This is a genomic window from Bacteroides helcogenes P 36-108, assembly GCF_000186225.1.
Lineage (GTDB): Bacteria > Bacteroidota > Bacteroidia > Bacteroidales > Bacteroidaceae > Bacteroides > Bacteroides helcogenes.
In genome coordinates this window covers 200,383-223,651 of sequence record NC_014933.1, presented here as the reverse complement: position 1 = coordinate 223,651, position 23,269 = coordinate 200,383, and the positions used below count along the sequence as shown (strand labels likewise).

18 protein-coding genes, 4 tRNA genes and 2 rRNA genes are annotated in these 23,269 nt (G+C 44.7%); 22 read left to right on the top strand and 2 right to left on the bottom strand.

The annotated features are described in order from the left end of the window. Nucleotides 1–278 precede the first annotated feature (278 nt). The gene (gene carB, locus BACHE_RS00815; RefSeq protein ID WP_013545823.1) at nt 279–3,506 is read left to right on the top strand and encodes a carbamoyl-phosphate synthase (glutamine-hydrolyzing) large subunit; all 3,228 of its coding nucleotides are present in this window, start codon (nt 279–281) and stop codon (nt 3,504–3,506) included. 65 nt (nt 3,507–3,571) lie between these two features. Here carB and BACHE_RS00810 read toward each other — a convergent pair whose 3' ends face one another. Beyond that, entirely contained in the window at nt 3,572–3,904 is a 333-nt protein-coding gene (locus tag BACHE_RS00810) for a tRNA-binding protein (protein WP_013545822.1), read from the bottom strand. Between the two features lie 264 nt (nt 3,905–4,168). On the opposite strand from BACHE_RS00810, the gene BACHE_RS00805 reads away from it, so the two are divergent. The 13 genes from BACHE_RS00805 to tsf all read left to right on the top strand — a co-directional run bounded on the left by BACHE_RS00805 (nt 4,169) and on the right by tsf (nt 13,822). Next, nucleotides 4,169–4,378, top strand: a complete 210-nt coding sequence (locus BACHE_RS00805) for a hypothetical protein (protein WP_041579083.1) — start codon at nt 4,169–4,171, stop codon at nt 4,376–4,378. Between the two features lie 20 nt (nt 4,379–4,398). Continuing rightward, nucleotides 4,399–4,959 (top strand): sugar O-acetyltransferase, encoded by a 561-nt coding sequence (locus BACHE_RS00800; RefSeq protein ID WP_013545821.1) that lies wholly within the window; start codon nt 4,399–4,401, stop codon nt 4,957–4,959. A 129-nt stretch (nt 4,960–5,088) separates the two neighbouring features. Then, a tRNA-Val gene (locus tag BACHE_RS00795) sits at nt 5,089–5,163 on the top strand. Between the two features lie 33 nt (nt 5,164–5,196). Continuing rightward, a tRNA-Val gene (locus BACHE_RS00790) sits at nt 5,197–5,271 on the top strand. Nucleotides 5,272–5,442: 171 nt separating this feature from the next. Next, nucleotides 5,443–6,789 carry an adenylosuccinate lyase gene (gene purB, locus BACHE_RS00785; RefSeq protein WP_013545820.1) on the top strand — a complete coding sequence of 449 codons (1,347 nt, stop codon included), beginning with the start codon at nt 5,443–5,445 and terminating at the stop codon, nt 6,787–6,789. Between the two features lie 131 nt (nt 6,790–6,920). Then, nucleotides 6,921–8,426 carry a pseudouridine synthase gene (locus tag BACHE_RS00780; RefSeq protein ID WP_013545819.1) on the top strand — a complete coding sequence of 502 codons (1,506 nt, stop codon included), beginning with the start codon at nt 6,921–6,923 and terminating at the stop codon, nt 8,424–8,426. 28 nt (nt 8,427–8,454) lie between these two features. After that, a complete protein-coding gene (asnS, locus tag BACHE_RS00775; RefSeq protein ID WP_013545818.1) occupies nt 8,455–9,858 on the top strand; it encodes an asparagine--tRNA ligase in 1,404 nt (467 codons plus the stop codon). A 154-nt stretch (nt 9,859–10,012) separates the two neighbouring features. Next, nucleotides 10,013–10,504: a DUF4488 domain-containing protein gene (locus BACHE_RS00770; RefSeq protein WP_013545817.1), complete on the top strand. Its 492-nt coding sequence runs from the start codon at nt 10,013–10,015 to the stop codon at nt 10,502–10,504. A 69-nt stretch (nt 10,505–10,573) separates the two neighbouring features. Then, nucleotides 10,574–10,810: a hypothetical protein gene (locus tag BACHE_RS17660; RefSeq protein WP_222836626.1), complete on the top strand. Its 237-nt coding sequence runs from the start codon at nt 10,574–10,576 to the stop codon at nt 10,808–10,810. Nucleotides 10,811–10,836: 26 nt separating this feature from the next. Then, entirely contained in the window at nt 10,837–11,298 is a 462-nt protein-coding gene (rplM, locus tag BACHE_RS00765; protein WP_013545815.1) for a 50S ribosomal protein L13, read from the top strand. Between the two features lie 7 nt (nt 11,299–11,305). After that, entirely contained in the window at nt 11,306–11,692 is a 387-nt protein-coding gene (rpsI, locus tag BACHE_RS00760; RefSeq protein ID WP_013545814.1) for a 30S ribosomal protein S9, read from the top strand. Between the two features lie 178 nt (nt 11,693–11,870). After that, nucleotides 11,871–12,707, top strand: a complete 837-nt coding sequence (gene rpsB / locus BACHE_RS00755) for a 30S ribosomal protein S2 (RefSeq protein WP_013545813.1) — start codon at nt 11,871–11,873, stop codon at nt 12,705–12,707. A 122-nt stretch (nt 12,708–12,829) separates the two neighbouring features. Then, entirely contained in the window at nt 12,830–13,822 is a 993-nt protein-coding gene (gene tsf / locus BACHE_RS00750) for a translation elongation factor Ts (RefSeq protein ID WP_013545812.1), read from the top strand. A gap of 108 nt (nt 13,823–13,930) precedes the next feature. On the opposite strand, the gene BACHE_RS00745 is transcribed toward tsf, so the two are convergent. Then, complete coding sequence (locus BACHE_RS00745; protein WP_013545811.1) at nt 13,931–14,278, bottom strand: translation initiation factor; 348 nt, start codon at nt 14,276–14,278, stop codon at nt 13,931–13,933. 216 nt (nt 14,279–14,494) lie between these two features. Here BACHE_RS00745 and BACHE_RS00740 point away from each other — a divergent pair, with 216 nt between their 5' ends. From BACHE_RS00740 to BACHE_RS00700, 8 genes are all read left to right on the top strand, one after another. After that, nucleotides 14,495–15,157: a redox-sensing transcriptional repressor Rex gene (locus BACHE_RS00740; RefSeq protein WP_013545810.1), complete on the top strand. Its 663-nt coding sequence runs from the start codon at nt 14,495–14,497 to the stop codon at nt 15,155–15,157. Further along, nucleotides 15,157–15,774: a fumarylacetoacetate hydrolase family protein gene (locus BACHE_RS00735; RefSeq protein ID WP_013545809.1), complete on the top strand. Its 618-nt coding sequence runs from the start codon at nt 15,157–15,159 to the stop codon at nt 15,772–15,774. The genes BACHE_RS00740 and BACHE_RS00735 overlap by 1 nt, the downstream gene beginning before the upstream one ends. A 40-nt stretch (nt 15,775–15,814) precedes the next feature. After that, nucleotides 15,815–16,300, top strand: coding sequence for a 2-C-methyl-D-erythritol 2,4-cyclodiphosphate synthase (ispF, locus tag BACHE_RS00730; protein WP_013545808.1), 486 nt, complete (start codon nt 15,815–15,817; stop codon nt 16,298–16,300). Nucleotides 16,301–16,348: 48 nt separating this feature from the next. Next, complete coding sequence (locus tag BACHE_RS00725) at nt 16,349–17,353, top strand: metallophosphoesterase family protein (protein WP_013545807.1); 1,005 nt, start codon at nt 16,349–16,351, stop codon at nt 17,351–17,353. Between the two features lie 905 nt (nt 17,354–18,258). Beyond that, a 16S ribosomal RNA gene (locus BACHE_RS00715) occupies nt 18,259–19,783 on the top strand. 183 nt (nt 19,784–19,966) lie between these two features. After that, nucleotides 19,967–20,040, top strand: a tRNA-Ile gene (locus BACHE_RS00710). Nucleotides 20,041–20,122: 82 nt separating this feature from the next. After that, nucleotides 20,123–20,196, top strand: a tRNA-Ala gene (locus BACHE_RS00705). Between the two features lie 151 nt (nt 20,197–20,347). After that, nucleotides 20,348–23,227, top strand: a 23S ribosomal RNA gene (locus BACHE_RS00700). Together the 16S and 23S rRNA genes with 2 tRNA genes alongside form the textbook arrangement of a ribosomal RNA operon. Nucleotides 23,228–23,269: the final 42 nt, after the last annotated feature.

Sequence of the window (23,269 nt, the reverse complement as noted above, 5' to 3'; positions counted from 1 at the left end):
GGTTTTCTTGCAAATGCAAAAATATTATTCTGATTAGTTTGTTCTTCTCGTAAATAAGTCGTTACTTTGCATAAATTAAAAAACAGCAATGCAACCGCAGGAAATGAGAAGTAAATACAATCTTCGTTCGAATGAGTTCCATTCGGAAGCTGTTGGGCTCTCCATTTCCTCAAACGATATTTTAGTTCTTTGGTAATGCGTTAATCCTTTATTGGGGTAACGCATTTTTTTTATGCCGGAACGTAAGGAAGAAACTTAATGGACAACAACAAGAGAATATGGAAAAGAATTTAAAGAAGGTGCTGGTCTTGGGCTCAGGTGCACTTAAGATCGGCCAGGCCGGAGAGTTTGATTACTCCGGTTCGCAAGCGTTGAAAGCTTTGCGCGAAGAAGGAATCGGTTCCGTTTTGGTAAATCCGAACATTGCTACTATTCAAACCTCGGAAGGTATTGCCGATAAAGTCTATTTCTTGCCGGTGACTCCCTACTTTGTAGAAGAGATTATCAAGAAAGAACAACCGGACGGCATCCTGTTGGCATTTGGCGGACAGACGGCTTTGAACTGTGGTACTGAGCTTTATCGGAATGGCGTACTCCGGAAATACGGCGTGCGTGTATTGGGTACTTCAGTAGAAGCTATCATGTACACCGAAGACCGTGACCTCTTTGTGAAGAAGCTGGATGAAATTCCGATGAAGACCCCGAAAAGTCATGCCGTGGAGAGCATGGAAGATGCGTTGGAGGCAGCACGTGAAATAGGCTATCCGGTGATGGTGCGTTCGGCTTATGCTCTCGGCGGATTGGGCAGTGGAATCTGTCCGGACGAAGAAAGCTTTATTAAGCTGGCCGAAAGTTCTTTTACTTTCTCCAAACAGATATTGGTGGAAGAATCCCTGAAAGGCTGGAAGGAAATAGAGTTCGAGGTAATCCGCGATGCCAACGACCACTGTTTCACTGTGGCAAGCATGGAAAACTTCGACCCGCTGGGCATCCATACCGGTGAGTCTATCGTGGTTGCTCCCACTTGCTCGCTTACCGACGAACAGGTGAAGATGTTGCAGGAACTTTCTACCAAATGCATCCGTCACCTCGGCATCGTGGGCGAATGTAACATTCAGTATGCGTTCAATGCCGAGACCAACGACTACCGCGTAATCGAGGTGAACGCCCGCCTGTCCCGTTCTTCTGCATTAGCCTCCAAAGCCACCGGTTATCCGTTGGCGTTTGTGGCAGCCAAGATTGCATTGGGCTATACGCTCGACCAGATTGGCGAAATGGGTACTCCCAATTCTGCCTATGAAGCTCCCCAACTGGATTACCTCATCTGCAAGATTCCCCGTTGGGACTTGACCAAGTTTGCCGGTGTGAGCCGCGAAATCGGGTCGAGCATGAAGTCGGTGGGTGAGATTATGTCCATCGGCCGCACATTTGAGGAGATTATTCAGAAGGGCTTGCGCATGATAGGGCAGGGTATGCACGGCTTCGTAGGCAATGACGATGTAGAGTTCGGAGACTTGGATTACGAACTTTCTCATCCCACCGACCTGCGTGTGTTCGCCATTGCCCAGGCTTTGGAGAAAGGCTATACAATCGACCGTATCTTTGAACTGACGAAGATTGACCCCTGGTTCCTCGGCAAACTGAAGAACATCGTGGACTATAAGAATAAACTCTCACAATATAATAAGGTGGAAGATATTCCGGCCGACGTGCTGCGCGAAGCGAAAGTGCTCGGTTTCTCCGACTTCCAGATTGCACGTTTCGTGCTGAGCCCGGAAGGCAATATGGAGAAGGAAAACCTTATGGTACGCGCCCGTCGTAAGGAACTGGGTATTCTGCCGGCCGTGAAACGCATCAATACCATCGCTTCCGAACATCCGGAACTGACGAACTACCTCTATATGACGTATGCCGTACAGGGCTATGATGTGAACTATTATAAGAATGAGAAATCGGTGGTTGTGTTGGGTTCGGGTGCTTACCGCATCGGCTCTTCCGTAGAGTTTGACTGGTGTTCGGTGAACGCCATCCAGACTGCACGCAAGCTGGGCTATAAGTCTATCATGATCAATTACAACCCGGAAACCGTTTCTACCGACTACGATATGTGCGACCGTCTGTACTTCGACGAACTTTCTTTTGAACGTGTGCTCGATGTTATCGACTTGGAACAACCTCGTGGTGTTATCGTATCGGTAGGCGGGCAGATCCCCAACAATCTGGCTATGAAGCTCCATCGCCAGTCCGTTCCCGTGTTGGGTACTTCTCCTATCTCCATCGACCGTGCAGAGAACCGTAACAAGTTCTCGGCCATGCTCGACCAGCTTGGCATCGACCAGCCGGCTTGGCAGGAACTTACCAGCCTGGAAGACGTGAAGGGCTTTGTTGAGAAAGTGGGTTATCCTGTATTGGTTCGTCCGTCGTATGTGCTCTCCGGTGCTGCGATGAACGTATGCTACGATGAAGAGGAATTGGAGAACTTCCTGAAAATGGCTGCCGAGGTTTCCAAAGAATATCCGGTAGTGGTTTCTCAGTTCCTGCAGAATACGAAGGAAATAGAGTTTGACGCTGTGGCTCAGAACGGTGAGGTAGTGGAATATGCCATCTCCGAGCACGTTGAGTTTGCCGGTGTACACTCCGGTGACGCTACGCTGGTGTTCCCGGCACAGAAGATTTACTTCGCTACGGCACGCCGTATCAAGAAAATCAGCCGTCAGATTGCGAAGGAACTCAATATCTCCGGTCCTTTCAACATCCAGTTCTTGGCTCGCAACAACGAAGTGAAGGTTATCGAATGTAACCTGCGTGCTTCACGCAGCTTCCCGTTTGTGTCTAAGGTGCTGAAGCGCAACTTCATCGAGACGGCTACGCGGATTATGCTGGATGCTCCTTATAGCCGTCCGGATAAATCGGCGTTCGACATCGACTGGATTGGCGTAAAGGCCAGTCAGTTCTCTTTCTCCCGCTTGCACAAGGCAGACCCGGTATTGGGTGTGGATATGTCATCTACCGGTGAAGTGGGCTGTATCGGTGACGACTTCTCCGAAGCGTTGCTGAACTCCATGATTGCTACCGGCTTCAAGATTCCGCGTCCGGAGAAGGGTGTGATGTTCTCTTCCGGTGCAATGAAGTCAAAAGTGGATTTGCTGGACGCAAGCCGTATGCTCTTTGCCAAAGGATATAAGATTTACGCTACGGCAGGTACAGCCGCGTTCCTCAATGCGCATGGAGTGACTACCGAACCGGTATTTTGGCCCGATGAACGTCCGGATGCGGCAAACAATGTGATGAAGATGATTGCAGGGCATAAGTTTGACCTGATTGTCAATATTCCGAAGAATCACTCGAAGCGTGAGCTGACCAATGGTTACAAAATTCGCCGTGGCGCTATCGATCATAATATTCCGTTGATTACGAATGCCCGTCTGGCAAGCGCGTTCATCGAAGCATTCTGCGAGATGAAGATGGAGGATATTCAGATAAAGAGTTGGCAGGAATACAAATAGTGCTCTGCCTGAACGGAACATGGAAATTAGAAGGATGCCGAAATCAACCGGCATCCTTTTTTTTATCAAAAGACCACATCTCCATTTTCTACTTTTAGAGAGGGTTCCAGCAAAACACATCCTTGTGCCGAATTAGTACCAAGAATTCGGACTTCACTTTTTACTGAACCAATATGGATGGCCGGGAGGTTGACACAGCAAATGACTTGTTTCCCTACAAGGTTTTCCTCATTGTATAAGTCCGTAATTTGTGCTGACGTTGATTTAATCCCGATTTCGCCACCAAAATCAATATCAACCTTATATGCCGGTTTTCGTGCGCGTTTGTTAATCTCTACATGAACGACAGTTCCTGCACGCATTTCGATTCTGTCGAAATCTTCAATTGTTATTTCCATTATTCTTTTTATTTATTCGGGCTTCCATTGTTCGGCCTATCCGCAGGCAGCTTTCGGGTCAATAGGATGCCAATTGTTGTTCATCTTGATTTATTCTCCTTTTGGGGTACAAATATAGGTGTTTTTAGGAATGAAAAAGGAATACGGACAGTTAAAGTGCCTGATTCCCCTTGCCGATTGGCCTTTATTAACATAGGCAGACATTCAGAGAATTATCAGGAAGTTGAAGGAATATCTGTATAACCATTTTCCTTATGGGGGGACTTGATTCTCGATACGGATGAAGCGCTGTATATAGGACTGTCTTCATTTGTATTGGGAACCATCCTCTTTCTGCATGTGACAGATGCAACGGAAGCAACAGGCAGAAACAATGTGCGTTGGAAATTGGGTGTGAATGGAATTTTTCTTACTTTTGCTCTCCGTGCAAAATGCCGGTTCACGGCATCATTCAGTGCCGGAACCCATGCTTAATATAAAGGAGACAAGGAACTATGACTGAAACAGAAAAGATGAGGAGTTTGCAATTGGCCGACATGTCCGTGCCGGAGATACAAATGAAGTTTGAACATGCCAAGCGCTTGCTGGCAAAGATGTGCACCATGACTATCTATGATGAGGCTTACCGTGGATTGTTGGAAGATTTGATACCAAATATTCCCGCAACGTCCGTTGTGTGTCCGCCGTTTCATTGTGACCACGGTGATGGCATCCGCTTGGGTGAACACGTGTTTATAAACGCCAACTGTACGTTTCTTGACGGTGGCTATATCACGATTGGTGACTATACTTTGGTGGGGCCCTGCGTACAGATATATACTCCGCATCATCCGATAGATTATGTAGAGCGCCGCACTCCGAAAGAATATGCCTATCCGGTGAAAGTAGGAAAAGACTGCTGGATTGGTGGTGGAGCTGTTATTTGTCCCGGAGTAACTATTGGTGACCGTTGCATCGTAGGTGCGGGGAGTGTCGTTACGAAAGACATCCCGTCCGATTGTGTAGCGGTTGGCAATCCTGCGAAAGTGATCCGTCAAAACGAAGTAAAAAAATAATAAGCTAATTGCTTGAAATACAATATATGGGTGCATTTAATAAAAAAAAGATTAGAAAATAGTACACGAAAGTTTTGGTAGTCTCAAAATAAGCTGTACCTTTGCATCGCTTTTGAAACGGAAGTGTAGGGGCGTTTAGCTCAGCTGGTTCAGAGCATCTGCCTTACAAGCAGAGGGTCGGCGGTTCGAATCCGTCAACGCCCACACAAAAAAAAATAAGCACTTTCGTTCATCAAAGGGCGTTTAGCTCAGCTGGTTCAGAGCATCTGCCTTACAAGCAGAGGGTCGGCGGTTCGAATCCGTCAACGCCCACTTCATTTTAATGAGGATTGATAATTAAAAATCATAGTCTTGCGAGTGATCGTAGGGCTATTTTTTTTATCTGTTAACTTCCTTTTCTTAATTTCTTTTCTCTTTCTATCTTATAACTCAGAAAAAAGCAGTAATTTTGCAGTCTGATAATTATCATCATAAATACGACGTATGAAACTTGATTTACTTACTGCAATCTCTCCGATTGACGGTCGTTATAGGGGTAAGACGGATGCTCTGGCTGCCTATTTTTCTGAATTCGCACTGATAAAATATCGTGTGCAGGTTGAAGTGGAATATTTTATAACCTTGTGCGAGCTGCCGTTACCCCAATTGAAAGGAGTGGACAAAGGGATGTTCGAGACTTTGAGAAACATTTATCGAAACTTCTCCGAAGCTGATGCCGGTCGTATCAAGGATATTGAGGGTGTGACCAATCACGATGTAAAAGCTGTGGAGTATTTTCTGAAAGAAGAATTTGACAAGTTGGGCGGAATGGATGATTACAAGGAGTTTATCCACTTCGGGCTGACTTCGCAAGATATCAATAATACTTCTATTCCTTTGTCCATAAAGGAGGCTTTGGAAAAGGTGTATTATCCTCAGATAGAGGAATTGATTGCTCAACTACGCATGTATGCGGAGGAATGGGCCGGTATTCCGATGCTTGCCAAGACACATGGGCAGCCGGCTTCCCCTACTCGTTTGGGAAAGGAGATAATGGTATTTGTCTATCGTTTAGAACGTCAGTTGGCAGTATTGAAGACAAGTCCGTTGACTGCTAAGTTTGGCGGTGCTACAGGTAATTATAATGCGCATCATGTGGCTTATCCGGAATATGACTGGAAAGCATTCGGTAATAAATTTGTTGCGGAGAAGCTGGGCTTGGAGCGTGAGGAATATACAACTCAGATTTCCAACTACGATAATCTGTCTGCTATCTTCGATGCGATGAAACGTATTAATACAATCATGATCGATATGAACCGTGACTTCTGGCAGTATATCTCTATGGAATACTTCAAACAGAAGATTAAAGCGGGTGAAGTCGGTTCCAGCGCAATGCCGCATAAGGTCAATCCGATAGACTTTGAAAATGCCGAAGGTAATCTGGGCATGGCGAACGCTATTCTTGAGCATTTGGCGGTGAAGCTTCCCGTATCCCGCTTGCAGCGTGATTTGACGGATTCTACTGTCTTGCGCAATGTCGGTATGCCGTTCGGACACATCATAATTGCTGTCCAAAGCTCATTAAAAGGTTTGCGCAAATTGTTGCTGAACGAGCCTGCCATTTATCGTGATTTGGATAACTGCTGGAGTGTAGTGGCTGAAGCGATCCAGACTATTCTGCGTCGTGAGGCATATCCGCACCCTTATGAAGCACTGAAAGCATTGACCCGTACTAATCAGGCTATTACTGATACTTCCATTAAGGAGTTTATTGAAGAATTGAATGTCAGCGAAGATATAAAGAAAGAATTGCGTGCGATTACTCCCCATACATATACAGGAGTATAAATGGCATAAGAAGACCGGGAGGGCAACTTTCTATCCCGTAATTTGTTATAGACTATATACTAATAATGCTATAAGTGAGACAAAATGAATGGCCGTGAGGCCAGTAGGTTTAATTTTATTCGAATAAAACAATGAGTACAGAAAACGAAACTTGGCGTGAAGCTTCTTCCTCAGAGGAGAACTCAGGAGCCGGCCGTGATGGTAACCAGTTTGACAGAGAAGGTGGATATAGCCGTCCGTCCTACAACCGTGAAAGCGGCGAACGTCCTTATCGTCCGCGTTACAGCAGTGAAGGCGGTGATCGTCCGCAGCGTCCTTACAACAGCGACCGCCCTTATCGTCCGCGATTTAATCCTAATGCGGAAAATGGTGACCGTCCACAACGTTCCTATAATAGTGATCGTTCGTATGGCAACAGTGACCGTCCTTATCGTCCGCGCTACAACAGTGACAATGGTGATCGTCCGCAACGTCCTTCTTATGGAAGTAATATGGGAGGTGATCGCCCTTATCGTCCGCGCTACAATGATGACAATAGCGATCGTCCGCAACGTCCGTACAGCGCTGATCGTCCGCAACGTCCGCGTTTTAATAGTGAGGGCGAAGATCGTCCGCAGCGTCCTTATAATAATGATCGCCCCTATGGTGGCGACCGTTCGTATGGTAATAGTGACCGTCCTTACCGTCCTCGTTATAACGGTGAAAACAGTGACCGTCCGCAACGTCCTTATGGAAACAATGCAGGTGGTGATCGTCCTTATCGTCCGCATTACAATTCGAATGGTGGTGGAAGGTCCGGCGGGTATGGTAACAGAGACAGTTATAGCCGTCCGATTCGTCGTTCTGCCGATTATGATCCTAATGCAAAGTATAGCAAGAAGAAGCAAATTGAATATAAAGAGCAATTTGTTGATCCTAATGAACCGATTCGTTTGAATAAGTTCCTGGCCAATGCAGGCGTTTGCTCTCGTCGTGAAGCTGATGAGTTCATTACAGCCGGAGTAGTTTCCGTAAATGGAGAAGTGGTTACGGAATTGGGTACAAAAATTAAGCGTGGTGATGAAGTGAAATTCCATGATCAGGCGGTCAGTATCGAACGTAAGATTTATGTCCTATTGAATAAACCGAAGGACACGGTTACTACTTCTGATGACCCGCAGGCTCGTCGTACCGTGATGGATCTTGTGAAAGGAGCTTGTGAAGAACGTATTTATCCCGTCGGTCGCTTGGATCGCAATACCACTGGCGTATTGTTGCTGACAAATGATGGCGATCTGGCTTCTAAATTAACGCACCCCAAGTTCCTAAAGAAGAAAATATATCATGTGCACTTGGATAAGAATCTGACAAAATCTGATATGGAGCAGATAGCGGCCGGTATTCAGTTGGATGATGGCGAAATTCATGCAGATGCTATCAGTTATACGGACGACTTCAAGAAAGATGATGTTGGCATTGAGATTCATTCTGGTAAGAACCGTATTGTACGCCGTATTTTCGAGTCATTGGGATATAAGGTCGTAAAACTGGATCGTGTTTATTTTGCCGGTTTAACTAAGAAAGGCTTACGTCGTGGTGAATGGCGCTACCTCTCGGAAGCAGAGGTGAACTTCCTGCGCATGGGATCTTTTGAGTAATATATAATAAAGGTATAAAAACTGTTTTATGGAAAAGATTAGTAGAACAAAGATTATTGACTTGTTGAAGCGTGAGGATTTTGGCGCTATGGTCAATGTGAAAGGTTGGGTTCGTACCCGCAGAGGTAGTAAGCAAGTAAATTTTATCGCGCTGAATGATGGTTCTACAATAAATAATGTGCAGATTGTAGTGGATCTGGATAGCTTTGAAGAAAATATGCTGAAGGATATCACTACCGGTGCTTGCCTAAGCGTAAACGGTGTATTGACAGAATCCGTCGGTTCCGGTCAGAAGGCTGAAGTACATGCTCGTGCAATAGAGGTGCTTGGCGCTTGTGATAATGCATATCCATTGCAGAAGAAAGGGCACTCCATGGAGTTCCTGCGTGAGATAGCTCATCTGCGTCCCCGCACGAATACGTTTGGCGCAGTATTTCGTATTCGTCACAATATGGCGATGGCCATTCATCATTTCTTCCATGAGAGAGGATTCTTTTATTTCCACACTCCTATTATTACGGCCTCTGACTGTGAGGGTGCTGGGCAAATGTTTCAGGTGACTACTAAGAATCTGTATGACTTGAAGAAAGACGAGAACGGTTCTATCATTTATGATGATGACTTTTTCGGGAAGCAGGCAAGTTTGACAGTTTCCGGTCAACTGGAAGGCGAACTTGCCGCTACTGCATTGGGCGCAATCTATACGTTTGGTCCTACTTTCCGTGCGGAAAATTCTAATACTCCTCGTCATTTGGCTGAATTCTGGATGATTGAGCCGGAAGTGGCTTTTAATGATATTGTGGATAATATGGATTTGGCGGAAGAATTCATTAAGTATTGTGTGCAATGGGCTTTAGACAATTGTGCCGATGACGTGAAGTTCCTTAATGATATGTTTGATAAAGGTTTGATTGAACGTCTGCAAGGGGTGCTGAAGGAAAAGTTTGTCCGTCTACCTTATACGGAAGGTATCAGAATTCTGGAAGATGCCGTTTCCAAGGGACATAAATTTGAGTTCCCGGTATATTGGGGTGTTGATTTGGCTTCTGAGCACGAGCGATATTTGGTGGAAGAGCATTTTAAACGTCCGGTTATATTGACAGATTATCCCAAAGAAATCAAAGCTTTTTATATGAAGCAGAATGAAGACGGAAAGACAGTACGCGCTATGGATGTATTGTTCCCGAAGATTGGTGAAATTATTGGTGGTTCAGAGCGTGAAGCTGATTATGATAAGCTGGTGACACGTATTGAAGAACTTCATATTCCAATGAAGGATATGTGGTGGTATCTCGATACACGTAAGTTCGGTACTTGTCCTCATTCAGGTTTTGGATTGGGATTTGAACGTCTGTTGCTGTTCGTTACGGGTATGACGAATATTCGTGATGTGATACCGTTCCCGCGTACCCCGCGTAACGCGGAATTTTAATCATTCTGAGGCGGAATATTAATCAGATAAAAAAGCTTGCACAAACTTTGGGTTGTGCAGGCTTTTTTTATTCCTTAAAGTGTTATATTCCCAAAATAAATCTTTATATTTGTGTCAACAGGAATGACGTAACGTTAACCAATATCATAAGAATATGAAAAGGAAGTATTTCTTTACCATGCTGGCGGTGATGCTGCTTGCGGTAACAGGAGCTGCGGCTCAGGAAAAAGCCGAGTTTAAACCTGCAAATCTGGCGGGAATCTGGCAGTTATGTCATTATGTATCTGAAATCCCGGATGTTCCCGGGACGTTGAAGCCGAGTAATACTTTTAAAGTGTTAAGTGATGATGGTCGAATCGTCAACTTTACGATACGGCCTGGTTCGGATGCCATTATTACCGGCTATGGAACTTATCAGCAAATATCTGATTATGCTTATAAAGAAAGCATTGAAAAGAATATCCATTTGCCTATGCTTGATAAAAAAGATAATGTGTTGGAGTTTGAGATGGGTGAAGGTGGTGTGATGTATCTGAAGTATTTTATAGAAAAAGATTTAAATGGGAATGAACTGAACTCTTGGTTTTATGAAACCTGGAAGAGAATTAATATGCCTGCTAAGTTCCCTGAAGATATTGTCAGATAGTGTCATGGTATCAACTTTATTTTGTCTTTGCCACGCTTTGGGAAAGCTTTATCTATAAAAAAATAAGTTGTGAAAGATTTTATGAGGTTATTTTTCGGGGAGTTCCCATTGCTCTGGAGAATAACCTCTTTTAGTTGTATATCAGCCAAGTGGCTTTCTAAAAAAAAACAGAAAACGTTTGCCAGTTCTAATAAAAACCGTACCTTTGCAAGCCGATTATTATCTCATAAGGATAAGCAATTAATTCATAGCAAGTTAATCTTCCTTTGTCCGGGGGGATTAACTCGTGGTGAAGAAAATATTTAGTAGTAACATTTAAAAAACAATTAAGAGTGGATACTTTAAGTTACAAGACCATTTCTGCAAACAAAGCTACAGTGACTAAAGAATGGGTCATTGTTGACGCTACAGACCAAGTATTGGGTCGTCTGGGCGCAAAAGTTGCGAAACTGTTGAGAGGAAAGTATAAACCTAACTTTACTCCTCACGTAGATTGTGGCGATAATGTAATTATTATCAATGCCGACAAAGTAAAATTAACCGGTAACAAATGGAATGACAAGGTATATTTGTCATATACTGGCTATCCCGGTGGTCAGAGAGAAATTACTCCTGCTCGTTTGCAAGCAAAACCGAACGGTGATGACAAGTTGCTGAGAAAAGTAGTAAAGGGTATGTTGCCTAAAAACAAGTTGGGCGCTAAATTGCTGGGTAATATGTATGTATATGCCGGCGGTGAGCACAAACATGAAGCTCAGAGCCCGAAATTGATTGATATTAACGCACTTAAATAAGAGATAAATGGAAGTAGTAAATGCATTAGGCAGACGTAAAAGTGCAATTGCACGTATTTTCGTAAGCGAAGGTACTGGGAAGATTACTATTAACAAGAGAGACCTCGCAGAGTACTTTCCATCAAGCATTCTCCAGTATGTAGTAAAACAACCGTTGAGCAAACTGGGTGTAGCTGAAAAGTACGATATCAAAGTAAACCTCTGCGGTGGTGGTTTCACCGGCCAGTCTCAGGCTTTGCGTTTGGCAATTGCTCGTGCGCTGGTGAAAATCAATGCAGAAGATAAGGCTGCTCTCCGCGCTGAAGGCTTTATGACTCGTGATCCTCGTTCTGTTGAACGTAAGAAGCCGGGTCAACCGAAAGCACGTCGTAGATTCCAGTTCAGTAAACGTTAAGAGTTGGAGAACGGTTGGGGCGGACAAGTTGCTTAAATTCTCGACTTTCACCTCTCAACTCTCAACTGAAAAAGCGTTTAGTATCTAAACTACCGGGACTCTTTATTTAGATGGACTACTCGGCGGTTGGTTTAGGAAAAACAAAAAAGAAAGTAAACGATTTAAAGATTAGAACAAAATGTCAAGAACAAATTTTGATACATTATTGGAAGCCGGTTGCCACTTCGGTCACTTGAAAAGAAAGTGGAACCCTGCAATGGCTCCTTATATCTTCATGGAGCGTAATGGTATTCATATCATTGACCTCAATAAGACGGTTGCTAAAATTGACGAAGCTGCTGAAGCTTTGAAGCAAATCGCTAAATCAGGAAAGAAAGTCCTGTTTGTTGCTACTAAAAAACAAGCTAAGCAGGTGGTTGCCGACAAGGCTGCATCTGTAAATATGCCTTATGTAATCGAGCGCTGGCCGGGTGGTATGTTGACTAACTTCCCGACAATCCGTAAGGCTGTAAAGAAGATGGCTACTATCGATAAGTTGACTAATGATGGTACTTATTCTAACCTCTCTAAGAGAGAAATTCTGCAAATCTCTCGTCAACGTGCTAAGTTGGACAAGACTTTGGGCTCTATCGCTGACCTGACTCGTCTTCCTTCTGCTTTATTCATTATTGACGTAATGAAGGAGAATATTGCAGTTCGCGAAGCCAACCGTTTGGGTATTCCGGTATTTGGTATCGTTGATACTAATTCGGATCCTACAAATATCGACTTCGTTATCCCGGCAAATGATGACGCTACCAAATCAGTAGAAGTAATTTTGGATGCTTGCTGCGCTGCTATGCAGGAAGGTCTGGAAGAACGTAAAGCTGAAAAGGTAGATATGGAAGCTGCCGGTGAAGCTCCTGCTAATAAAGGCAAGAAGAAGACTGCAAAAGCAAGACTCGATAAGTCTGACGAAGAGGCAATTAATGCAGCTAAAGCTGCTGCTTTCATCAAGGAAGACGAAGAGGCTTAATCATATAGTTGAGAGTTGAGAATTGAAAGTTGAGAGTTACTTTACGGCAATTCTCAATTCTCTATTCTCAACTCTCAATTGTTTTATAAAGATATTATTAACAATTAAAATATAAAGATATTATGGCTGTAAGTATGGCTGATATAACCAAGCTCCGTAAAATGACCGGTGCTGGTATGATGGATTGCAAAAATGCTTTGACTGAAGCTGAAGGCGATTTTGACAAGGCGATGGAGATCATCCGTAAGAAGGGACAGGCTGTTGCTGCAAAACGTTCAGATCGTGAAGCCTCTGAAGGTTGTGTCTTGGCTAAGACTACCGGTGATTTTGCCGTTATTATTGCTTTGAAATGTGAAACAGACTTTGTGGCTCAGAATGCTGATTTTGTAAAATTGGCTCAAGATATTCTTGACCTTGCTGTTGCTAACAAGTGCAAAACTTTGGATGAAGTGAAAGCTTTGCCGATGGGTAATGGCACTGTACAGGATGCAGTGGTTGATCGTAGTGGTATCACTGGTGAAAAAATGGAACTTGATGGCTACATGACTGTAAAGGGTGCAACTACCGTTGTTTACAATCACATGAACAGAAACGGTCTTTGTACTATCGTTGCCTTCAACAAGAATGTGGACGAGCAATTGGCTAAGCAGGTAGCTATGCAGATTGCTGCTATGAATCCTATTGCTGTTGATGAAGACGGTGTTTCTGAAGAAATCAAGCAGAAAGAAATCGAGGTTGCTATTGAGAAGACAAAAGCTGAACAAGTACAGAAAGCTGTAGAAGCTGCTCTGAAGAAAGCTGGTATCAATCCGGCTCACGTGGACAGCGAAGACCACATGGAAAGCAATATGGCTAAGGGTTGGATCACGGCTGAAGATGTAGCTAAAGCAAAAGAAATCATTGCTACTGTTTCTGCTGAGAAGGCTGCTCATTTGCCCGAACAAATGATTCAGAACATTGCTAAAGGTCGTCTGGGTAAGTTCTTGAAGGAAGTTTGCTTGCTGAACCAGGAAGACATCATGGATGCCAAGAAGACAGTAAGAGAAGTATTGAAGGAAGCTGATCCTGAATTGAAGGTTGTTGACTTCAAGCGTTTCACTTTGCGCGCTGAATAATTCTATTCCGATTATAATATGAAAACGGTCGCACGGGATATCCGTAGCGACCGTTTTTTATACTGTTTTATTATATCGAAATGCATTATCTGTTTTGAGGTGATAGTTTTATCCCACAGGTTTAGTCTGTGTGTAGCCTTCTTTCTTCAATAGTTCCAGTACTTTCTGTTTGAAGTCACCTTGCACTATGATTTCTCCATCTTTGGCACTGCCTCCTACACCGCATTTGCTTTTCAACAGTTTCCCTAATTCTTTTATGTCATTATCAGTGCCAACAAAACCGGTAACTAAAGTTACCACTTTGCCACCCCGGTTCTTCCGATCCAGTTGCACGCGCAGATGTTGTTGGGCAGGTGGGAGGGTATTTGGCTCTTCGTCATCTTCCATTTCGTAATTATAGTCCGGGTTTGTGGAATAGACCACATTTAATCTTTCTTTCCAATCTTTATTTTTCATATTCATCCTATGTTAGCTGAATCAAAAGTAATATTTTGTGTGGAACTCTGCAAACTTTTGCTGCTTTTGTAGTTTAATAATAAAATATCCTCTATAGCTTGTGTCTGCTCTTGTGTAACACTTTTGTGGAAATTATGTTAACTTTCTTCAGCCTGAACATTGTTTTGCAGAAAAAGATGTATTTTTGTCAATCCGTAACCTAAAAGAATGAAGAGAATGACCGCGAACCAAGCAATTCAACAAAAGGATAGCATGAAAGTGCCGGAGCCTACTTTGCGCAGGTTACCGTGGTACTTATCAAATGTAAAGTTGCTGAAGCAAAAGGGCGAACGTTTCGTTTCCTCCACTCAAATATCAAAAGAGATCAATATAGATGCTTCTCAAATAGCAAAAGACCTGTCGTATGTAAATATATCGGGACGCACGCGTGTGGGCTACGAAGTAGATACGCTGATAGCGGTGTTGGAGGACTTTTTGGGATTCACTAATATACATAAAGCTTTCCTTTTTGGTGTCGGCAGTTTGGGAGGAGCTTTGTTGCGAGATTCAGGATTGAGTCATTTCGGACTGGAGATTGTGGCTGCTTTTGATGTGAATCCGGAACTGGTGGGCACAGCACTGAACGGAATTCCTATTTACCACTCGGACGAATTCGAACGGAAGATGAAAGAGTATAATGTCAATATCGGTGTGTTGACCGTACCTATTGAGATAGCACAGCGTATAACAGATACCATGATAGTGGGTGGTATTAAAGCTGTATGGAACTTTACTCCGTTCCGCATCCGTGTTCCCGAAGATATTGTTGTTCAAAATACTTCCCTGTATGCCCATTTAGCAGTAATGTTTAATCGTCTGAATTTTAACGAAATCAAGTAATGAAGATTATAGCTGTAGGAATGAATTATGCCCGGCATAATGAGGAACTTGGACATAAGGAGGTAAACAAGGAGCCGGTTATCTTCATGAAGCCTGATTCGGCCATATTAAAGGATGGAAAGCCTTTTTTTATTCCAGATTTCTCAAATGAAGTTCATTATGAAACGGAAGTAGTGATACGTATTTGCCGTTTAGGAAAAAATATAGCACCTCGGTTTGCGCATCGTTATTATGATGCGGTGACTGTTGGGATCGATTTTACGGCACGTGATCTTCAGCGTAAATACCGTGAAATGGGTAATCCGTGGGAGCTTTGCAAAGGATTTGACAATTCTGCTGCTATCGGAATGTTTGTCCCTTTGGAACAAGCGGGAGGAGATGTGCAAAATCTCAATTTTCATCTGACGATTGATGAGAAAGAAGTACAACGTGGTAGCACTTCGGATATGCTGTTTGGAGTAGATGATATAATTGCTTATGTCAGTCGGTTTATGACGTTGAAAATAGGGGATTTGTTGTTTACAGGCACTCCAATGGGCGTGGGGCCCGTCAGTATAGGCCAGCATTTGCAGGGATATCTTGGGAAAAGTAAGTTACTCGATTTTTATATACGTTGAAATACGGTATAAATAACGGTAAGATAAATTAGAAAGAAAAATGAAAATACGTATAGGCTTTGGTTTTGATGTTCATCAGTTGGTGGAAGGGCGTGAATTATGGTTGGGAGGTATTCGTTTGGAGCATGTGAAAGGACTGTTGGGGCACTCTGATGCAGATGTGCTTATTCATGCCATTTGCGATGCATTGTTGGGAGCAGCGAATATGCGCGACATCGGCTACCATTTTCCTGATACAGTTGGTGAGTTTAAAAATATTGATAGTAAGATATTATTAAAACAGACAGTAGAACTGATAGCTACCAAAGGTTATTCGGTGGGTAATATTGATGCTACCATTTGTGCGGAACGGCCCAAATTGAAAGAGTATATCCCTGGGATGCAGCAAGTTTTGGCTGCGGTAATGGGCGTGGAAGAAGATGATGTTTCCATCAAGGCCACTACTACGGAGAAACTTGGTTTTACGGGTAGGGAAGAAGGTATTTCTGCTTATGCCAGCGTGCTGATTACTAAAAATACAGACTGATTGATTATCAAAGAATCTTTTCAGTCGGTCTTAAACTTAGAAACTAAAATGAAGAAGATTTTATTAATTCTTGGTTTAGTGCTTTTGCCCGTCCTGTTATGCCGGGCACAAGTTGCGCCTTTGAAGTTCAATAAAAACGGTGAGTTTAAAATCGTACAGTTTACCGATGTTCATTTTAAGTATGGTAATCCAGCTTCGGATATTGCCTTGAGGCGTATAAATGAAGTGCTTGATGCAGAACGCCCCGATCTGGTAATCTTTACGGGTGATGTGATATATGCTGCTCCGGCCGATACGGCTATGCGTACCGTGTTGGCCTGCGTTTCTTCTCGTAAGATCCCTTTTGTTGTAACATTTGGCAACCACGATAATGAACAAGGTAAAACGCGTGCAGAGTTGTATGATGTTATCCGTTCTATGCCCTTCAATATGCAGCCCGACCGTGGCGAGGCGGAATCTCCTGACTATATTCTTACGTTGAAATCCTCGGATGGTAAGAAAGAAGCTGCTTTACTTTATTGTTTTGATTCCCATTCTTATTCTAAGTTGTCGGATGTGAAGGGGTATGATTGGCTAACTTTTGATCAGGTGAATTGGTATCGTCAGCAAAGTGCTGCTTATACGGCAAAAAACGGTGGAAAGCCTTTACCGGCTTTAGCTTTTTTTCATATTCCTTTGCCCGAATATAATGAAGCCGTTACGGATGAAAATACCATATTGGTAGGTACTCGTATGGAAAAGGCCTGTTCTGCTGCTTTGAATACAGGTATGTTTGCAGCCATGAAGGAGGCAGGCGATGTGATGGCTACTTTTGTCGGGCATGACCACGACAATGATTATGCAGTGATGTGGAAGGGAATCCTGTTAGCTTACGGTCGCTTTACTGGGGGAAATACTGAATATAATCATTTGTCCAATGGTGCTCGCGTTATTCTGATGAAAGAAAAAGTCCGTACATTCACTACTTGGCTTCATTTAAAAGATGGTGAGATCGTTGATAAAACAATCTATCCGGATAGTTATGTGAAAGATGATTGGCGCAAACGTCCATAAATAATTTCCTTGTCTATATATTTATTTTCTTAGTGTGTTGTCCTGTTCTTAATCTTCTGCATTTGTATCCTGCATTTTTCGCATCTATATACCCACTATCCTGCATCTATATATCGCGTTACCTGGATCTATATATCGAGTAACCTGGATCTATAGATGCAGTCCGGTGGATCTATAGATGCAGGTAACGCGATATATAGATGATATATTCTTCTCTTTTATCTTACTTTCTTCCTTCCTTTTCACGCCGTTTGCGGCCGCATGGATCTTTTCCCGTTCCCCCCGATTCCCGTGCCTGCTCCTTCCCTTCCCCTTCGCCCGCTTTATATATATAATGTGTCCCCTTCTTCTTTTTTAATCTTCCTTCTCCATCGGCATAAAACCATGTCTTCCCTCTTCCTTTGTCAATCAGCCTGTTAGGTATTGTATTGAAAAAAACTTCAGAAAAAGGTTTGGATATATTTGTTTCGTGTTTGTAAAATCTCTACTTTTGCACCCGCTTTCCAAGAGACGGGGAGCCTTGAGATTGACATTCTGAGAGAGACGGATCATGAGGGCAGTCCCTTTTTCCCTTTCCCCTCCCTTTCGCAAAGAGAGACGACGAGGAGAAAGAAAAAAAGAAAAAAACTTCAGAAATATTTGGAGCATATACTTAAAAGTTCTTACCTTTGCATCCGCTTTCCTAAAGAAAGCCGATTTGAAACAAGCGATCTTTGAACAGATTTACATAAACAATACAAGTAGTACAAGAGCAAGGCACTTGACTTTTTTTATAAAGACGAGTGTCTTGGGTATAATGAAAGAACCGTCAATACTTATGATAAATAGGTAAAGATAAACTTTTAATAAACCGAGCGTCCTGAACAGAGCAAAGACCGGCAGCAATGCCGATTGACAATACTTTTACAATGAAGAGTTTGATCCTGGCTCAGGATGAACGCTAGCTACAGGCTTAACACATGCAAGTCGAGGGGCAGCATTGTCATAGCAATATGACAGATGGCGACCGGCGCACGGGTGAGTAACACGTATCCAACCTGCCTTCCACTCGGGAATAGCCTTTCGAAAGAAAGATTAATGCCCGATGGCACTGAAAGAGGTCATCCTTTTTCAGTTAAAGAATTTCGGTGGAAGATGGGGATGCGTTCCATTAGCTTGTTGGCGGGGTAACGGCCCACCAAGGCATCGATGGATAGGGGTTCTGAGAGGAAGGTCCCCCACATTGGAACTGAGACACGGTCCAAACTCCTACGGGAGGCAGCAGTGAGGAATATTGGTCAATGGGCGAGAGCCTGAACCAGCCAAGTAGCGTGAAGGATGACTGCCCTATGGGTTGTAAACTTCTTTTATAAGGGAATAAAACGGGCCACGTGTGGCCTTTTGCATGTACCTTATGAATAAGGATCGGCTAACTCCGTGCCAGCAGCCGCGGTAATACGGAGGATCCGAGCGTTATCCGGATTTATTGGGTTTAAAGGGAGCGCAGACGGGGTCTTAAGTCAGTTGTGAAAGTTTGCGGCTCAACCGTAAAATTGCAGTTGATACTGGGGCTCTTGAGTGCAGTATAGGCAGGCGGAATTCGTGGTGTAGCGGTGAAATGCTTAGATATCACGAAGAACTCCGATTGCGAAGGCAGCCTGCTGGACTGTAACTGACGTTCATGCTCGAAAGTGCGGGTATCAAACAGGATTAGATACCCTGGTAGTCCGCACAGTAAACGATGAATACTCGCTGTTGGCGATACACAGTCAGCGGCCAAGCGAAAGCGTTAAGTATTCCACCTGGGGAGTACGCCGGCAACGGTGAAACTCAAAGGAATTGACGGGGGCCCGCACAAGCGGAGGAACATGTGGTTTAATTCGATGATACGCGAGGAACCTTACCCGGGCTTGAATTGCAGAGGAATATGTAGGAAACTATATAGCCGCAAGGTCTCTGTGAAGGTGCTGCATGGTTGTCGTCAGCTCGTGCCGTGAGGTGTCGGCTTAAGTGCCATAACGAGCGCAACCCTTATCTATAGTTACCATCAGGCAATGCTGGGGACTCTATGGAGACTGCCGTCGTAAGATGTGAGGAAGGTTGGGATGACGTCAAATCAGCACGGCCCTTACGTCCGGGGCTACACACGTGTTACAATGGGGGGTACAGAAGGCAGCTACACAGCGATGTGATGCCAATCCCAAAAACCTCTCTCAGTTCGGACTGGAGTCTGCAACCCGACTCCACGAAGCTGGATTCGCTAGTAATCGCGCATCAGCCACGGCGCGGTGAATACGTTCCCGGGCCTTGTACACACCGCCCGTCAAGCCATGAAAGCCGGGGGTACCTGAAGTGCGTAACCGCGAGGAGCGCCCTAGGGTAAAACTGGTGATTGGGGCTAAGTCGTAACAAGGTAGCCGTACCGGAAGGTGCGGCTGGAACACCTCCTTTCTGGAGCGACGCTCAATCAAAATCTTCGATTTTGAAGTTCAAAGTTCAAAGTTGAAGGTTGAAAATTAAAAGTTGGTTCTTTCAGTGATACTGACATCAGAACCTCTTCGTACTACGCGTACTTGTTTATTATGATATAATGAGAAAGAAGAAGCCGAGCCGTAAGGCGAGGTTGAACTCGACAGTCCTATAGCTCAGTTGGTTAGAGCGCTACACTGATAATGTAGAGGTCGGCAGTTCAACTCTGCCTGGGACTACGTAAAGAGTTAGAAGTTGACAGTTCAAGGTTGATGGTTATTGTAACTTTCAGCTTTCCACTTCCACTTTCAACTAAAAAACGGGGGATTAGCTCAGCTGGCTAGAGCACCTGCTTTGCACGCAGGGGGTCAACGGTTCGAATCCGTTATTCTCCACTCAGCGACAGTCTTAGTGTGATTGATTTTTGAAACTTTCAACTATCAATTCTCAACTATCAACTGTTTGCAAAGCGAACTATGACATGATGTAACGAAAAAAGTAAAGTAAGAGCTGAAAGTATATATCGACCATACGTGATCGGTAAGACAAAAAGTAAGCAAGGGCGCATGGCGGATGCCTTGGCTCTCGGAGGCGATGAAGGACGTGATAAGCTGCGATAAGCTTCGGGTAGGTGCAAATGACCTTTGATCCGGAGATTTCCGAATGGGACAACCCGGTTAGTTGAAGACTAACCATTCTGCATAGCAGAAGGCTAACGCAGGGAACTGAAACATCTTAGTACCTGCAGGAACAGAAAATAAATAATGATTCCCCCAGTAGTGGCGAGCGAACGGGGAACAGCCCAAACCATACATGTTACGGCATGTATGGGGTTGTAGGACCACGTCGTGGGACGAAAGTTGGTGAGTGGAATGATCTGGAAAGTTCAGTCATAGACGGTGACAACCCGGTACACGAAGCCGACCGAACCTTAGTGGTATCCTGAGTAGCGCGGAGCACGAGGAATTCTGCGTGAATCTGCCGGGACCATCCGGTAAGGCTAAATACTCCCGAGAGACCGATAGTGAACCAGTACCGTGAGGGAAAGGTGAAAAGCACTTCGAACAGAAGAGTGAAATAGTTCCTGAAACCATGCGCCTACAAGCGGTCGGAGCACCTTTTGGTGTGACGGCGTGCCTTTTGCATAATGAACCTACGAGTTACTTTTTCCGGCGAGGTTAAGCGACTCAGTCGCGTATCCGAAGCGAAAGCGAGTCTTAATAGGGCGTATAGTCGGAAGGAGTAGACGCGAAACCAAGTGATCTACCCTTGGGCAGGTTGAAGGATGGGTAACACCATCTGGAGGACCGAACCAATAAGCGTTGAAAAGCTTCTGGATGACCTGAGGGTGGGGGTGAAAGGCTAATCAAACTTGGAGATAGCTCGTACTCCCCGAAATGCATTTAGGTGCAGCCTTGACTTATACTGGTATGAGGTAGAGCGACTGATAAGATGCGAGGGCTTCACCGCCTATCAAGTCTTGACAAACTCCGAATGCGTACCAGTTCTATGTCAGGAGTGAGGGCATGGGTGCTAAGGTCCATGTCCTAAAGGAGAACAATCCGGACCAACAGCTAAGGTCCCGAAATGAACACTAAGTTGAACTAACGAAGTCAGATTGCTAAGACAGCTAGGATGTTGGCTTGGAAGCAGCCATTCATTTAAAGAGTGCGTAACAGCTCACTAGTCGAGGAGTTTGGCGTGGATAATAATCGGGCATAAGTGTTCTACCGAAGCTTTGGGATGAGAAATCATCGGTAGGGGAGCATTCCACTCGGCGTTGAAGGCGGGGCGTGAGCCCTTCTGGAGCGTGTGGAAAAGCAAATGTAGGTATAAGTAACGATAAAGGGGGTGGGAAACCCCCTCGCCGAAAGACTAAGGTTTCCTGATCAACGCTAATCGGATCAGGGTCAGTCGGGTCCTAAGGCTCAGCCGAACGGCGAGGCCGATGGCAGAACCGGTTAATATTCCGGTACTACCTTCAGGAGTGACGTGGAGACGGAGCAGTGACAATGCCGCCATCTGACGGAATAGATGGTTGAAGGGTGTAGATGTTGATTGTGCCAGGCAAATCCGGTGCAAGAGTCGAACCTGACAGTACGGAGCGTTCTTCGAACAATCCGATAGCGCATGTAATCATACTCCCGAGAAAATCCGCTAAACTTCATCCTGTTGGTACCCGTACCGTAAACGGACACACGTAGTCGGGTTGAATATACTAAGGCGCTTGAGTGAATCACGGTTAAGGAACTAGGCAAATTGACCCTGTAACTTCGGGATAAAGGGTCCTCACAGCAATGTGAGGCGCAGAGAATAGGTCCAGGCAACTGTTTAACAAAAACACAGGGCTATGCGAAATGGAAACATGAGGTATATAGCCTGACACCTGCCCGGTGCTGGAAGGTTAAGAGGAGATGTCATCGCAAGAGAAGCATTGAATTGAAGCCCCAGTAAACGGCGGCCGTAACTATAACGGTCCTAAGGTAGCGAAATTCCTTGTCGGGTAAGTTCCGACCTGCACGAATGGTGTAATGATCTGGACGCTGTCTCAACCGTGAGCTCAGTGAAATTGTAGTATCGGTGAAGATGCCGATTACCCGCGATGGGACGAAAAGACCCCGTGAACCTTTACTATAGCTTAACATTGAATTTGGGTGATTGATGTGTAGGATAGGCCGGAGGCTTTGAATCAGGTACGCCAGTATTTGTGGAGCCGCTGTTGAAATACGGCCCTTTGATTATTTGAGTTCTAACCCGCTGATGCGGGGACACTGTTTGGTGGGTAGTTTGACTGGGGTGGTCGCCTCCAAAAGTGTAACGGAGGCTTCTAAAGGTGCCCTCACGACGATTGGTAACCGTCGGCAGAGTGTAATGGCATAAGGGCGCTTGACTGGGAGACTGACAAGTCGATCAGGTAGGAAACTAGAGCATAGTGATCCGGTGTTTCCGTATGGAAGGGACATCGCTCAAAGGATAAAAGGTACTCCGGGGATAACAGGCTGATCCCTCCCAAGAGCTCATATCGACGGAGGGGTTTGGCACCTCGATGTCGGCTCGTCACATCCTGGGGCTGGAGAAGGTCCCAAGGGTTGGGCTGTTCGCCCATTAAAGTGGCACGCGAGCTGGGTTCAGAACGTCGTGAGACAGTTCGGTCTCTATCTATCGTGGGCGTATGAAATTTGCGTGGCTCTGACACTAGTACGAGAGGACCGTGTTGGACTGACCTCTGGTTTACCGGTTGTGCCGCCAGGTGCATTGCCGGGTATCTAAGTCGGGATTGGATAAGTGCTGAAAGCATCTAAGTACGAAGCCAGCCACAAGATTAGATTTCTCAGGGTCGTCAAAGACTATGACGTTGATAGGATGCAGGTGTACAGGCAGCGATGTCACAGCCGAGCATTACTAATTGCCCGTTGACTTTTTGTCTTCCGTAGTATGGGGGATATATACGTTCAGCATATCGTAATG